General features: G+C 70.0%; 13 protein-coding genes. 5 read left to right on the top strand and 8 right to left on the bottom strand.

Annotation, left to right across the window (positions count from 1 at the left end; genetic code table 11):
• Window positions 1-77: 77 nt before the first annotated feature.
• Window positions 78-1,595: an alpha/beta hydrolase gene (locus AB0H88_RS07665; protein WP_357642483.1), complete on the top strand. Its 1,518-nt coding sequence runs from the start codon at window positions 78-80 to the stop codon at window positions 1,593-1,595.
• Between the two features lie 125 nt (window positions 1,596-1,720).
• A complete protein-coding gene (locus AB0H88_RS07660) occupies window positions 1,721-2,527 on the top strand; it encodes a hypothetical protein (protein ID WP_357642482.1) in 807 nt (268 codons plus the stop codon).
• A gap of 54 nt (window positions 2,528-2,581) precedes the next feature.
• On the opposite strand, the gene AB0H88_RS07655 is transcribed toward AB0H88_RS07660, so the two are convergent.
• The 3 genes from AB0H88_RS07655 to AB0H88_RS07645 all read right to left on the bottom strand — a co-directional run bounded on the left by AB0H88_RS07655 (window position 2,582) and on the right by AB0H88_RS07645 (window position 6,881).
• Window positions 2,582-3,451: an aminoglycoside phosphotransferase family protein gene (locus AB0H88_RS07655; RefSeq protein ID WP_357642481.1), complete on the bottom strand. Its 870-nt coding sequence runs from the start codon at window positions 3,449-3,451 to the stop codon at window positions 2,582-2,584.
• A 77-nt stretch (window positions 3,452-3,528) separates the two neighbouring features.
• Window positions 3,529-4,779, bottom strand: coding sequence for a class I SAM-dependent RNA methyltransferase (locus AB0H88_RS07650; protein WP_357642480.1), 1,251 nt, complete (start codon window positions 4,777-4,779; stop codon window positions 3,529-3,531).
• Between the two features lie 50 nt (window positions 4,780-4,829).
• Window positions 4,830-6,881 carry an APC family permease gene (locus AB0H88_RS07645; protein WP_357642479.1) on the bottom strand — a complete coding sequence of 684 codons (2,052 nt, stop codon included), beginning with the start codon at window positions 6,879-6,881 and terminating at the stop codon, window positions 4,830-4,832.
• Window positions 6,882-6,984: 103 nt separating this feature from the next.
• Between AB0H88_RS07645 and AB0H88_RS07640 the strand changes: the two genes are divergently transcribed.
• Both AB0H88_RS07640 and AB0H88_RS07635 read left to right on the top strand, forming a co-directional pair.
• Window positions 6,985-7,650, top strand: a complete 666-nt coding sequence (locus AB0H88_RS07640; RefSeq protein ID WP_357642478.1) for a TrkA family potassium uptake protein — start codon at window positions 6,985-6,987, stop codon at window positions 7,648-7,650.
• The gene (locus AB0H88_RS07635; RefSeq protein WP_357642476.1) at window positions 7,650-8,309 is read left to right on the top strand and encodes a TrkA family potassium uptake protein; all 660 of its coding nucleotides are present in this window, start codon (window positions 7,650-7,652) and stop codon (window positions 8,307-8,309) included. Before AB0H88_RS07640 ends, AB0H88_RS07635 begins: the two co-directional genes overlap by 1 nt.
• A gap of 5 nt (window positions 8,310-8,314) precedes the next feature.
• Here AB0H88_RS07635 and AB0H88_RS07630 read toward each other — a convergent pair whose 3' ends face one another.
• From AB0H88_RS07630 to AB0H88_RS07610, 5 genes are all read right to left on the bottom strand, one after another.
• Complete coding sequence (locus AB0H88_RS07630; protein WP_357642474.1) at window positions 8,315-8,986, bottom strand: DUF3159 domain-containing protein; 672 nt, start codon at window positions 8,984-8,986, stop codon at window positions 8,315-8,317.
• A 4-nt stretch (window positions 8,987-8,990) separates the two neighbouring features.
• Window positions 8,991-9,377 (bottom strand): OB-fold nucleic acid binding domain-containing protein, encoded by a 387-nt coding sequence (locus AB0H88_RS07625; RefSeq protein WP_214635894.1) that lies wholly within the window; start codon window positions 9,375-9,377, stop codon window positions 8,991-8,993.
• A gap of 28 nt (window positions 9,378-9,405) precedes the next feature.
• Window positions 9,406-10,056 carry a DUF3710 domain-containing protein gene (locus tag AB0H88_RS07620; protein WP_357642473.1) on the bottom strand — a complete coding sequence of 217 codons (651 nt, stop codon included), beginning with the start codon at window positions 10,054-10,056 and terminating at the stop codon, window positions 9,406-9,408.
• A gap of 9 nt (window positions 10,057-10,065) precedes the next feature.
• The gene (dut, locus tag AB0H88_RS07615; RefSeq protein WP_357642472.1) at window positions 10,066-10,506 is read right to left on the bottom strand and encodes a dUTP diphosphatase; all 441 of its coding nucleotides are present in this window, start codon (window positions 10,504-10,506) and stop codon (window positions 10,066-10,068) included.
• Window positions 10,507-10,695: 189 nt separating this feature from the next.
• Window positions 10,696-11,907, bottom strand: a complete 1,212-nt coding sequence (locus tag AB0H88_RS07610) for an AI-2E family transporter (RefSeq protein ID WP_357642471.1) — start codon at window positions 11,905-11,907, stop codon at window positions 10,696-10,698.
• Between the two features lie 91 nt (window positions 11,908-11,998).
• On the opposite strand from AB0H88_RS07610, the gene AB0H88_RS07605 reads away from it, so the two are divergent.
• On the top strand, window positions 11,999-14,176 hold the full coding sequence (locus tag AB0H88_RS07605; RefSeq protein ID WP_357642469.1) for a DUF6351 family protein: 2,178 nt from the start codon (window positions 11,999-12,001) through the stop codon (window positions 14,174-14,176).
• The last annotated feature ends 36 nt before the right edge of the window (window positions 14,177-14,212 follow it).

The following is a 14,212-nucleotide window of genomic DNA, read 5'->3' as shown; positions in this document are numbered from 1 at the left end:
CTAGTCCGGAGGCGGTCAAAGATCGGGACATGCGAAGATTCGTTGCCCTGTTATCGGGGCTCACAATCCCACTCCTCTTGATCACGCCGGCCACGCGCGCCGCAGAGCGGACCGATCCGGCCCGTACCGCGATCTCCTGGACGCCCTGTCCGGAAGATGCCGCAGTCGACTGCGGGACGATCACCGTCCCCATCGACGGGAAACATCCGGAAGGCGGCACCTTCCAGGTCGGGGTCGCTCGCCGTAAGGCCACCGATCCGGCGGCCAGGATCGGTGTGCTCGCCCTCGGAGCCGGTGGCCCAGGTGGCTCGGGAGTGAACCTGGTCCTCACGAGCCAGCGGCGCTTCAGCGCCGATGTGCTGCGCCGCTTCGACATCGTCGGTCTCGACCCGCGTGGCACGAACCGGAGCCACCCTGTCGTCTGCTCCACAGACCTGATGACGCAGGCGCCGGATCCGCTCATGAAGAGCCAGGCCGACTTCGACCGGATGGTGGCCTACAACGAGACCCTGCGTGCCGACTGCCGGGCCCGTACCGGCCCGCTGTTCGACCACGTCGACTCGCTCAGCACGGCGGCCGACCTGGACGCCTTCCGCGCCGCGCTCGGCGAGCGGCAGCTGTCGTTCTGGGGCGGTTCGTACGGTACCCTCCTCGGCCAGCTGTACGCCGAGCGCTACCCGAATCGGGTCCGCGCCTTCGTCCTGGACAGCACCATGGACCACAGCCTGGGCACGCAAGCGTTCATGGACACCGAGACGTGGGGCGCGCAGGACGCCTTCAACGAGTTCGCGGCCTGGTGCGACCGGGACAGCCGCTGTCTCCAGCACGGTCAGGACGTCAAGGCGTTCTGGCGGGGGCTGCTGGAGCGGGCCGACCGGGGTGAACTGCACGTTCCGGGGGAGCCCGGCAGCCCGGTGACCGCGTTCGCGATCGTCAACGCGGCGCTGGGCGCCTTCTATGACCCCGCCAACTGGCTACCGCTCTCCCAGCTGCTCGCCGATCTCGACAGCGGCCAGGCGACGGGCGAAAGCGCGTTGCGGATGTCGCTCGCCGGCGCCCAGAAGAGCAGCACGCAGGCGAACAGCGCGGAAGAGGTCAGCCCCAATCCGATGCAGACCTTCTGCCTGGACTACCGGCTGCCGATCCGCGACTACCGCGAGTTCTCCGGGCACCTGCGCCGCATGGCCAAGATCGCGCCCGAAATGCGCTACAGCCCGATCGGGATCGCGACGACCGTCGCCTGCCTCGGGACGCCCGGCCCGATCCCCAACCCGCAGCATCGCCTGAACGTCCGCACGGACACGCCGTTGCTGGTCGCCAACTCCCTGCACGACCCCGCGACCGTCTACCCGTGGGCGCTCGGCACGACCCGCCAGCTGGGCCGTTCGGGGCGGCTGCTCACGTACGAGGGCTGGGGGCACATCGTCCTGGGGCGTGGAGCGTGCGGCAACGAGGTCATCGACTCCTACCTGCTCACGCAGAGGCTCCCGGCGAAGGGAGTCCGTTGCCCGGCGGTCCCGCCCGCTGAGGTGAGTACGCTCAGCGAGCCCGTCGCTCCGCTGCCCGGCACACCCGGCTGGAACTTCCGGTTCTGATCGCCACCCGCTCGTGCACGTGTCGCGGACACGTGCACGAGCGACCCCCATTCGCTTGATCGACTTCGCGTCGGTGCCTCGTTATGGTGGGGCGTTCGAGTCCCTTCGCCCCCAGGAAGCATCACGTGCCCCGTCGTCATCTCTTAGCCACTCCCGCCCTGCTCATCATGGGTGTGTACGTCGTCGCGCTGGTCGTCGCCGCCGTGATCGCGCTGACCACAGGCAACCTTGGCGTGCTGTGGTGGTTGACGGTGTTCACGGAGAGGGACAAAAACGTCGTGGTCACCTGGCCGAATGTGCTCGTCCTGGTCCTGGCCGGACTGCCGTGGGCCTGGGCGCTGTGGCAGAGCCTGCGCGGGCCGCTGGCGGGGCCATCGCCCGAGCTGGACCAGGGCACGCGGCGGCTGCGGGTCGCGCTGTATGCCGCGGCGACGTCCTGGCTGCTCGGCTCCGTCCTGCCGTACTGGCCCTGGTGGGCGGTGGTGCTCGACGCTGCGGTGATGTGGCTGGTCGTGACGCTGTTCGCGTCGGTGCTGGGGCCCAACCTGGAGTTCGCCGAACATGCGCGAGGCGCCGGTGTGCTGGCGTACGGAGGCTTCGGCGCCATCGAGGTCCTCAACGTCCTCGAGTGGCCGGTGCCCGACTGGCTCGAGCTGATCTGCGGCGTGGCGTTTTTGATCTGGACGGTGCTGTTGCTGCGCGCGCAACGACGAGACCGCCGCTGGCAGCGGGACACCGTCTGGTACGGCATCGCCGCCCTGGTGTCGCCGTTCGTTGTGGGGCTGGGGGGCACGCTGCTCACGAGCGAGACAAACATTTACGACGACGCCATGGCGGCCGTTGGCGTCCTGATGCTGGTCTGGCTCACCCGCTCAGCCCACGACCTCGCCAACCCGCGCCCCCAGCCGGGCCCGCTCTCGCCCGCGGTTTGACCATCGCGCCATCGCGAACGCTGGGCGACACGTAGGGGCCGGGGAGGCCGCTGATCAGCCGATGAGGGCCTCGGTGATCTGGCGGGTGGTCTGGGTGGCGACCCGGGAGTTGGTGGCAGCGTACGAGGTGTAGGCGTTCAGGCCGGTGGCGAGCGCCCAGCCGCGGCCGCGGGTCCAGGTGTCGTCGTCCACACCGAGCGCCGCGCGGAAGGCGGCCCGGCTCTCGGCCGACATCAGGGTGAAGGCGACGGTCAGGTCGCAGGCCGGGTCGCCGAAGTCGATGACCGCGCTGAGGCGGCCGTCGGCGGTCAGCAGGTTGCCGGTGTGGAAGTCGCCGTGGTACCAGACCGGGGGCCGATCCCATCCGGGAACGCTCAGCGCCGCGTCCCACAACTCGGTCATGGCCTCGGCGTCAAAAGTGGTGCTCACCTGCGCGATGGCGGCCCGCGTGGCGCGGTCCCGGTCTGCCAGCGGCCGGCCCGTGAGGTCATCTCTGGCACCCGCGTCCTCGGGCGCGAACCGCTGAAGGGCAGCAAGGAACTCCGCCAGTTCGACGGCGGCCTCGGACGAGGAGGCCAGGGTCTCCACGGTCGCCACCTCGCCGTCCAGCCAGCGCGACACCGCCCACGGCCAGGGATAGCCGTAGCCGGGCTCGCCCACCCCCACCGGCACCGGGATGGCCAGCGGCAGGTGCGGGGCCAGCCGGGGCAGCCACTCGTACTCCTTCTCGGCCTGCCCTATGGCCCCGGTGTGGCGGGGCAGCCGGACGGACAGCTCCTCGCCCAGCCGGTAGATCACATGGTCCGAGCCGGCCGGTTCGAGCAGCTTCAGAGGCAGCTCGGCCCACTGCGGGAACTGGGCATCGACCAGGCGCCTGACCAGCGCGGCGTCGATGGATGGGCGGCTATCCGTAGTGCTTGCCAAGACCAGCTCCCAGGCGTCGGCCCATGAGGACATGCGGTGGAGGTCAGCTTCCCATCACCAAGCTGTGGGGAAGGACGTCATCCCCTGGCCAGCAGCGCCACGCACTCCACATGGTGGGTCATCGGGAAGGCGTCGAAGGCCCGCAGGTCGACCAGCCCGTAACCGTCGTCGCCGAACCAGGCCAGGTCGCGGGCCAGCGTCGCCGGGTCGCACGAGACGTAGACGATCCGCGAGGAATCCAGCGAGGTGATCCGGTGGACCACGTCGCGCCCCAGCCCCGACCGGGGCGGGTCGACGACGACGATGTCGGCCCGCTCGATCTGGAACCGGTCCAGCGCCTCCTCCACCCGTCCGCGCTCCACCCGGGCCTGCGGCAGGTCGCGCAGGTTGGCGCGGGCGTCGCGGACGGCCGACGCCTCCGACTCCAGGCCGAACACCGCGCCCTGCTCCCCCACGCCCTCCGCCAGACCGGCGGCGAACAGGCCGACCCCGCAGTAGAGGTCCAGCGCCCACTCCCCCGGCTCCGGCGCGGCGTAGGACAGGACGGCGTCCAGCAGGGTCTCGGCGGCGCCCGGGTGCACCTGCCAGAAGCCGCTGCCCGCCACTCTGAACTCGCGGTCGCCCACCTGCTCGCGCAGCACGCCCGAGCCCTTGCGCGGGACGGTGTGGCCCTTGCCCTGATCCAGCAGGATCGAGGCGGGCGCGTCGAGGTCGGGCACGGCCACGCTGCGCCTGGGGCGCGGCCGGACCACCACGGCCCGGTCGCCGGTCGAGGAGGCGATCACCTCGACGGCGGACGCGCCCTGCCACTCGCGCTGCTCGGCCCCTACGGCCTCCACCTCCGGGTGCGCGATCAGGCAGGCGTCGACCACCTCGATGTCGTGCGAGCGGTGCCTGCGGAAGCCGAGCTCGCCGCCGGGCCGCGCGGCGAACTGGACGCGGGTGCGCCAGCCGAGCCCGTCCTTGGCGCCCGGCACCTCCTCGACCACGATCTCGCGCTCGATGCCGGCCAGCCTGCTCAGCTGTTCGGCCACCACGGCGGCCTTGAGGCCGCGCTGGGCCTCCTGGGTGGCGTGCTGCCAGTCACAGCCGCCGCAGCGGCCGGGGCCCGCGTAGGGGCAGGGTGGGACCACGCGGTCGGGGGAGGGCTCCAGCACCTGTACGGCGTCGGCCCGGAGGAAGCGGGTCGTCTCCTCGGTGACGTGGGCGATGACCCGCTCGCCGGGCAGCGCGTGGCGGACGAACACCACCCGCCCGTCATGGCGCGCCACGCACCAACCGCCATGGGCGACCGGACCTACCGTCAGCTCGAGAGATGCCTGTTCCACACGGACACCCTATGCCCTGACCGGCACTGCCACTTTCCGGACTTAGCCCGTTACGCGGAGTGGTCCCCGGCCTTGACCTGCTTCTTGGCCACCTGATGTCCCGCCCGGCGCGAAGCACCCGGGGCGGCCGGCTCGGGCCGGCCCTTGAGCCGGTCGGAGGAGTGGAGCTGCCACGGCACGCTCGTCACCATGACGCCCGGCTTGAACAGCAGCCGCGCCTTCAGCCGCAGCGCGCTCTGGTTGTGCAGCAGGTGCTCCCACCAGTGCCCGACCACGTACTCGGGGATGAACACGGTCACGACGTCGCGCGGCGAGCGGCGGCGCAGGGTCTTGACGTAGTCGAGGATCGGCTGGGTGATCTCCCGGTACGGCGAGTCGAGCATCTTGAGCGGCACCGGGATGCCCAGGCGCTCCCACTCGTCCTGGAGCTGCCGCGCCTCGGCGCCCTCGACGCCGACGGTGATCGCCTCCAGCGTGGACGGCCGGGTGGCGCGGGCGTAGGCGACCGCGCGCAGCGTCGGCTTGTGGATCTTGGAGACCAGGACGATCGCGTGGTTGCGCGCCGGCAGCGTCGACTCGTCGTACTCCTCGGTGATCTCCAGCTCGGCCGCCACGTTGTCGTAGTGGCGCCTGATGGCCTTCATCATGAGGAACAGGACCGGCATCGCGAAGCACACGATCCAGGCGCCGACCAGGAACTTGGTCAGCAGCACGACGACCAGCACCAGCCCGGTCATGATGCCGCCGAAGAAGTTGATCACCCGCGAGCGGTGCATCTGGTGCCGGATCTTGGGGTCGGTCTCCGTCTTGAGATGGCGGGTCCAGTGGATGACCATGCCGATCTGGCTGAGCGTGAAGGAGACGAAGACGCCGACGATGTAAAGGTTCAGCAGGCGGCTGACGTCGGCGTCGAACCCCCACAGCAGCAGGCACGCGCCCAGCGCCAGGATGACGATGCCATTGGAGAATGCCAGCCGGTCGCCGCGGGTGTGCAGCTGGCGCGGCAGGTAGCGGTCCTGGGCCAGGATCGAGCCGAGCACCGGGAAGCCGTTGAAGGCGGTGTTGGCGGCCAGGAACAGGATGAGCGCGGTGACCGCCGAGATGATCACGAACGGCAGCGAGCCGCCGCCGAAGACCGCGTCGGCCACCTGCGAGATGATCGGCTGCTGGTAGTAGCCGGGACCGACCGGTTGCCCGCCGGGCCCGTGCAGGTCCGTGGCCACCACGGACGGCTCGGCCACCTTCACGCCCGAGGCCAGGCCCAGCGCGATGATGCCGCCGAACATGGTGATCGCGACCAGGCCCATCATGAGCAGCGTCGTGGCGGCGTTCTTGCTCTTGGGCTTGCGGAAGGCGGGCACGCCGTTGCTGATGGCCTCGACGCCCGTCAGCGCCGCGCAGCCGGAGGAGAAGGCGCGCAGGATGAGGAAGGCGGCGGCGAAGGTGGTCAGGTTGGTCTGCTCGGCGTCGATGGTGAACCCCGCGCTGGGCGCCCGCAGCTCGTCGCCGAGCACCAGCAGCCGGAAGCCGCCCCAGAGGATCAGCCCCAGCACCGCGATCATGAACGCGTACGTCGGGACGGCGAAGGCGGCCCCCGACTCGCGCAGACCGCGCAGGTTGACCACGGTGAGCAGGGCGACGATGACGATGGCGACGGCCGGCTTGTGCTGGCCGACGAAGGGGATCGTGGCGCCCACGTAGTCGACGCCGTTGGCGACCGACACCGCCACGGTCAGCACGTAGTCGACCATGAGCGCGCTGGCCACGGTCAGGCCGGCGTTCTTGCCCAGGTTGGTGGTGGCCACCTCGTAGTCGCCGCCGCCGCTCGGGTAGGCGTGCACGTTCTGCCGGTAGGAGGCCACGACCGTGAGCATCACGACCACGACAGCGATCGCGACCCATGGGCTGTAGGCGTAGAACGACACTCCGGCCAGCGACAGGATGACCAGGATCTCCTGCGGCGCGTACGCCACAGAGGACAGGGCATCGCTGGCGAAGACCGGCAGGGCGATGCGTTTGGGCAGCAGTTGCTCATGGAGCTGGCCGCTCCTCAGCGCCCGGCCCACCAGCACGCGTTTGACAAGATCCGTTACCTTCGCCACGTTACGAGATGCTAGCCCCCTGCCGTAGGGGCACCGACGAGGTGCTCCCCCATCGGGCCATACTGGTGTCGAGCAACCGGCCGACCGCGAAGTGCGGGGGAGTATGCATATAGTGATCATGGGATGTGGCCGGGTCGGTTCGACTCTGGCCCACATCCTCGAGGACAACGGCCATACGGTCGCGATCATCGACCGGGATCCGCAGGCGTTTCGCCGGCTGCGGGCCGGTTTCCGGGGGCGCCGGGTGACCGGTGTCGGATTCGACCGCGACGTGCTCACCGAGGCGGGCATCGAGTCCGCCTCCGCGTACGTGGCGGTCTCCAGCGGTGACAACTCCAACATAATCTCGGCGCGGGCGGCGCGCGAGACGTTCGGCGTCGACAATGTGGTGGCCCGCATCTACGACCCGCGGCGGGCCGAGGTCTACCAGCGCCTCGGCATTCCGACGGTGGCGACCGTACGGTGGACCGCCGACCAGATCCTGCGCCGCATCCTGCCCGAGGGCGCCGAGCCGCTCTGGCGCGACCCCACCGGCACCGTGGTCCTGGCCGAGGTCGCCGCGCACACCGGCTGGATCGGCACCCGGGCCGTCGAGCTGGAGGAGCGGGGCAGGGTCCGCGTCGCCTACCTCAACCGCATGGGCGAGGCCCTGGTCATCGCCGACGACACCGTGATCCAGGACGGCGACGTGCTGCACGTCATCGCCACAGAGAGCGACATGGACCGGATCAACAAGGTGCTCGCGGCGGCACCGGAAGAGGACCACTGATGCGCGTCGCCATCGCCGGAGCGGGGGCCGTGGGCCGGTCCATCGCGGCCGAGCTGCTGGAGAACGGCCACGAGGTCCTGCTGATCGACATCGACCCCAGGGCCATCAAGATCGACAGCGTGCCGCGGGCGGAGTGGCTGCTGGCCGACGCCTGCGAGATCGCCTCGCTCGACGAGGCGGGGCTCAACAACTGCCACGTCGTCGTCGCCTCCTCCGGAGACGACAAGGTCAACCTCGTGGTGTCGCTGCTGGCCAAGACCGAGTACGGCGTGCCGCGCGTGGTGGCCCGGATCAACCACCCCAACAACGAGTGGCTGTTCAACGAGTCGTGGGGCGTGGACGTGGCGGTCTCGACGCCGCGTCTGCTGAGCGCGCTGGTCGAGGAGGCGGTGAGCGTCGGCGACCTGGTGCGCCTGATGACCTTCCGCCAGGGGCAGGCCAACCTGGTCGAGCTCACCCTGGCCGAAGACGCGCCAGTGGTGGGCCAGCGCGCCGGGTCGGTGCCGTGGCCCAACGACTCGGCGCTGGTCGCGATCCTGCGCGAGGGCCGGGTGCTGGTGCCGACCAACGACGACCCGCTCGAGGCGGGCGACGAACTCCTCTTCGTCGCCAACCAGGAGGTGGAGCAGGAGCTCGCGCACCTGCTCTCACAGCACTGACGGGCTCAGGCGGGGGCGACCGGCGGCTTGATCGGCGTTCGCCCCTTGCCCAGCAACCACAGCATCGCGCCGAGCGCGGCCACCTGGAGCGGCCAGCCCATCGCGATCTTCGCCAGACCGAGGGCGGCCACGGCCTCGTCGCCGCCGCCCACCAGCCACACGGGCAGCTGCACGGCCACCCTGATCACGCACGGCAGCATCAGCAGCCAGGTGAGCTTGACGCAGAGCTTCACGATGCCCGGATCCTTGTGCCAGGCCGTGGGGTCGCCGGTGACCGAGCCGATCAGGAACCCGACCACGGGCCACCGGGTGACGATCGACAGCAGCATCGCCACCGAGTAGCCGGCGTTCCACAGGATGCCGGGCAGGAAATAGTCCTTCGCGTCGCCGCTGCGGCTGGCGAAGAACGCGCCGATGGCGATGCCGATCAGGCTGTTGATCACGAACTGCGGTGTGGACCGCTGCGCGAGCCTGGCCAGCAGGAGCACGACCGCCAGCGAGATGCTGACGATGAGCGAGGTCTTCAGCTCCTCGGTGACGATCCATGACAGCGTGAACGCGATGGTCGGCACCGCCGCCTCGATGATCCCGCGCACTCCCCCGAACGCCTTGGCGAGCTGGGCTCGCACCGCCGATTCGACGGTGTCGTGGGCGACCTCTTCCGCCTCAGCACTCACCTGATCAACTCCCTGGGCGCAGCTCGTATCGAGGATTGAACATCACCTTGCGCCCGTCCTGCATACTGACCAGGCCTTCGGCCTTGACGGTGCGCCCGGGCTCGATGCCCGCGATCTTGCGGCGGCCGAGCCACACCAGGTCGATGACGTCGGACCCGTCGTAGAGCTCGGCCTCAAGGGCGGGCGCGCCGCCCCTTGGTCGCAGTGTCACGGTACGTAGCGTACCGGCCACGCAGAAGCGGCGTCGGCCGCCACACGAGACGATCGGGGTCGCGCCGACCTCGTCGACGTCTTCCCGTAGTTCCTGGGCTTCGATTTCGGACTGGGTGGAGGCCAGCCGACTGAAGAACCCGCGCAATCCCCCGCGTTTGGGGGGTTCTGCCGTACTCATGATGACTCAGCCTACGTGATGTGGGCGCTCAGCGAATCTCGCTGATCTCGGGACCTCGTTTGAACGGGTTGAGCCCCTGGCTGTCGGCCGCTTCGGTGCCCTGCTCGTTGGGGCGGCGCAGCGTGATCGGCTCTTCCCGGGCCATCGGCTCGGTGCCTCGCACGACCACGACGTCCTTGATGAAGTCGAGGAAGACGTTCGCCACGTTCTCGTCGAGCGCGGCGCGGCCGCTGATCATCGCCAGCACGAACCAGCGCGGCCCGTCAATGCCGATGTAGCGGGCCTTGCGGGTGGTGTTGCCCTCGCCGGCGATCTCGCCGATCAGCTCGGGTCCGAAGGGGCCCTCCTGCTCGCCGAGGTCCTTGGCGCCGGTCCGGATCTTGGCCCTGACCTCGTCCCAGAGCCCCATGCTCTTGGGCGCGGCCAGCGCCTGGAGCTGGAGCGAACTCTCCTCGTAGAGCGCGACGACCCCGACGTTCTGGTCTCCCACCGAGGCCAGCCGCAGGTCGAAGTCCGGGTTGTGCGGCAGGAGCAGCCCGCCGAGGTCGATCCTGTCGCTCTCGGGGTGCGGCTCGTCGGCGTCCCACGGGCCGGACTCGCGCGTTGGGGCGGCGGAGGCCTGCTGCTCGGCCGCCTGATCCGGCTGCTCACGACGGCGTCGTCGGAACACTGTGCTCACTCTCCCTGGTTAACGTCCTGTTGATCCGAAACCGCCGGTGCCGCGGGCCGAGCCTGGCAGCTGCTCCACCTCGGTGAAGGCCGCCCGCTCGACGCGCTTGATGACCAGCTGGGCCACCCGGTCGCCGCGGCTCAGGCGGAAGGGCTCCTTGGCGTCGGTGTTGATCACCGTCACCCGGATCTCGCCGCGGTAGCCGGCGTCGACCGTGCCTGGCGCGTTGACCAGCGTGACGCCGTGCCTGGCGGCCAGGCCCGAGCGAGGGTGCACGAACGCGGCGTAGCCGTCGGGCAGCGCGATCGCGACACCCGTCCCGACCATGGCCCGCTCTCCGGGCAGCAGCTCGACGTCCGCGGCCGCGTAGAGATCGGCGCCCGCGTCGCCCGGATGGGCGTAGGACGGCACCGGCAGCCCGTCGTCGAGTCGCTGGATGAGGATCTGCACGTCGGTCAAGGGTTCACCTCATGGTCATGGTGCTCGGCGGCGATGCGCCCCCTCAGCCTCAAGGTACGCCCTTCCGCCCGCGATCCCGGCGCACCGGGCAGGCGGGTGGAGTGTCGTGCCGCCGGAAGCCCTCGTGAGAACGGGGAGACGGCCGCCGATCTCCGAGGTCCCGCGGCGAGGTGGTCACGGGTGACGAGGTTACTCGCTGTCAGGCGGACTATCGTCCTCGGCGGGCGAACCCGAAGCTCGGGAGCCCGAGCGCGGGACGGATGCCGAGGCGGACCCCGCTGGCTGAGCGGGTGCCGGGGTGGATCCCGGTGGCTGAGCGGGTGCCGGGGTGGGTCCAGGTGGCAGGGCGGGCGGTTTGTGCACCAGTTCGGGCAGCGCCCGGTAGATCACCGCCGCCACGGGCACGGCCACCGCCGCCCCCGCGATACCGGCCAGGATGCCCCCGACGGACAACACCAGGATGATGGCCAGCGGGTGGAAGTTGAGCGCCCGGCCGACGATGAGCGGCTGGAGCACGTGGTTCTCCAGCTGCTGCTCGACGATCAGGATGCCGACGAAGATCAACGCGTAGAGGGGCCCCTTGGCGCCCAGCGTGACCAGGGTGGCGATCGTACCGGCGAAGAAGATGCCGACGATCGGGATGAAGCTGGCGAAGAAGATCAGCACCGCCAGCGGCGCCCAGAGGGGCACCCCCATGCCGGCCAGCACGATGCCCATGATCACGCCGTGCACGGCGGCGACCGCGACGGTGCCCTGCACGTAGTGGGAAAGCGTGGTCCAGGCGGCCCGCCCCGCCCGGTCGACGCGCGGCGACATCGAGCCGAACCCCCGCAGGAACCACGACCAGATCCGGTCGCCGTCCTTGAGCAGGAAGAACGAGACGAACAGCAGCAGCACGAGGGAGGCGAGCACCTCGAAGGCGACGGCGCCGGCGGTCAGGACCGTACTGGTGATGGCCGTGCGCTGGGCGTTGACCATCGTCGCGATCTCGTCGACGTAGCTGGTGATCTGCGCCTCTTTGAGGTGCAGCGGGCCGGTGATCAGCCAGTTCTGGACGTCGCGGGCGGTGGACTGAACCTGTTCGACCAGGTTGGGGAACTCCTCGGTGGCCCGCGCGCCGACCAGCCAGCCGGTGCCGGCGAGCACCGCGAGGGCCACCAGCATGGTGATCCAGGTGGCGTAGATGGGGCGCATGCCCGCCTCGCGCAGGCTCCTGGTGAGCGGGAACAGCAGCGCGGTCAGCAACAGGGCGATGGCGACCGGCAGGGCCACGAAGCTGAGCCGCGCGATGCCCTGGACGAAGAAGTAGACGACCACGCCGACGAGGATCAGGCACAGGCACCATGCCGCCATCTTGGCCAGCACGGGTGGCACGAGCTTGGTGGGGCGGTCGGTCAGCACGTGCTCAAGACTGGCACGTCAGGGACATATGTGCGCATGGATAAAAGATCGGGTCTGGGCAACGGCATGATCACATGTCACCGTCATGCACATGAGGACCGTCGCGCTGGTTAAGGTGAGCGCGATCACCGCGGTGATCGCGTGTCTCGTGGCGGCCCCGGTGCCCGCCCTGGCCTCGCGCGGCGAACCCGCGCTCGACGTGCTGTCGAGCCGCGCCGACCGGGTGAGTGGCGGGGACGCGTTGGTCAGGGTACGAGTGAGCCAGGGCATGCGGCTCAAGGTGCTGCGCAACGGCGAGGACGTCACCACGTCCTTCAAGCCGGATCCCGGCGGCGAGTCCTTCAGCGGTCTGGTGACCGGCCTGATCGACGGCGACAACACGATCAAGGCGCTGGCGGGGCCGTTCAAGGAGACACTGAAGTTACGCAACCACCCGATCTCGGGGCCGATCTTCTCGGGGCCGCAGCAGTACCCCTTCCTGTGCAAGACGGAGCGCGGCGGGCTCGGCCCGCCCGTCGCGGACAACCAGGACGGCCAGGGCATGCGCACCACGGGCGGATGGAGCAGGGACTGCTTCGCGCCGGTGCTGACGGAGCGGCTCTACCGCGCGACGGACGGCACGTTCAAGACGATGCCCGCCGAACGGCCCGCGGACATGTCGACCACCACCACCATCGACGGCCGGACCGTGGACTTCGTGGTGCGCCGCGAGCGCGGCGTGATCAACCGCTTCCTCTACTCCATCGCGATGCTGGAGGACGGCTACAACGGCCGGGCGATCTACCGCTTCGACGGCGGCGTGGGGATCGGCCACGACCAGGGCACGCTCGGCGGCAGCGCGCTCGACGCGTACGGGCTGGGCAAGGGCTACGCGATCCTCTACTCCTCGGGCACCCGCACCTCCACGCACGACAACCTGATCCTCGGCGGCGAGACCGCGCTGATGGTGAAGGAGCGGTTCATCGAGAAGTACGGTGTGCCGCTCTACACCGTCGGCGTGGGCGCCTCGGGCGGCGCCCTCCAGCAGTACGTCTACGGCCAGAACTACGGCACCGAGGTGATCGACGCGGCGATCCCGCAGTATTCCTATCCCGACATGGTCACCCAGACCATCCACGTCGGCGACTGTGAGCTGCTCGAACGCTACATGGACCACAACCCGCGCTGGGCCTCCTGGGACGCGCGGACCGCGCTGATCGGGATGAACGCGAGCGACACCGTGGACAACCCCTACACCGGCAAGCCGGGCTCCGACGAGTGCGTCAAGGGCTGGCGCGGGCTGACCCCGCTGACCATGAACCCCCTCTGGACCTCCAACAACGATCCGGAGTGGGCCAAGATGGACCCGCCCGGCGTCAAGGACACCGTCCAGTGGACGCACTGGGACGACCTGCGCGAGATCTACGGCGTGGCCCCCGACGGCCATGCCCGCTCCACCTGGGACAACGTCGGCGTCCAGTACGGCCTGAGCGCGCTGGTGAAGGGCGTGATCACGCCCGCGGAGTTCCTCGACGTCAACGCGCGCGCCGGCTCCTGGAAGGAGTCGAAGGACATGGTGCGGGAGGGCTGCCCGTTCACCCCCTCCCTCTGCCAGGACCCGGCCCAGTTCGACCCGTGGAGCGCGCGCAACATGCGGACCGGCGACCCGGCCCCGCGACGCACCGGAGACCCGATCGCGATCAAGAACGTGGAGCGCAGCGGGCTGGTGTTCAGGGGCGACATCGCCATCCCGATCATCGACTGGCGCCACTATCTCGAGGACCAGCTCGACATGCACGATTCGCACCAGTCGTTCGTCTCGCGGCAGCGGATGCTGAACTACGACGGCAACGCCGGCAACCAGGTCATCTGGTTCACCGACGCCCGCCCCGACGGACCGGCCTTCGACCAGACGCCCGAGGCGCTGCAGGTGATGGACCAGTGGATGGCCAACATCCGCTCGCGCCCGTGGCGCGGGGTGGTGGGCAACAAGCCCGCGGCGGCCGTGGACCGCTGCTTCACCAGCGCCGGGGCGCAGATCGCCGCGGGTCCGCACGTGTGGGACGGCATCCTGGACCGCCGCGCCGCCGGCGCCTGCACCGCGCGCTTCCCGCTCTACTCCACCTCCCGCGTGGTGGCGGGCGGTCCGCTGGAGGGCGGCGTCTACAAGTGCCGCCTGCAGCCGGTGGCCAGGGCCGTCGAGCGCGGTCTGTACGGCTCGTGGCGCCCGTCCCCCGAGGAGCGGACCCGCCTTGAGGCGATCTTCCCCTCGGGGGTGTGCGACTACTAGCGGTTGACAACTAGCGGTTGACAACTAGCGGTTGAC

The sequence above is a fragment of the Nonomuraea sp. NPDC050680 genome (assembly GCF_040654555.1).
Classification (GTDB): domain Bacteria; phylum Actinomycetota; class Actinomycetes; order Streptosporangiales; family Streptosporangiaceae; genus Nonomuraea.
The sequence above is the reverse complement of the archived record's forward strand: the minus strand, read 5'-3'. Positions and strand labels throughout refer to the sequence as shown.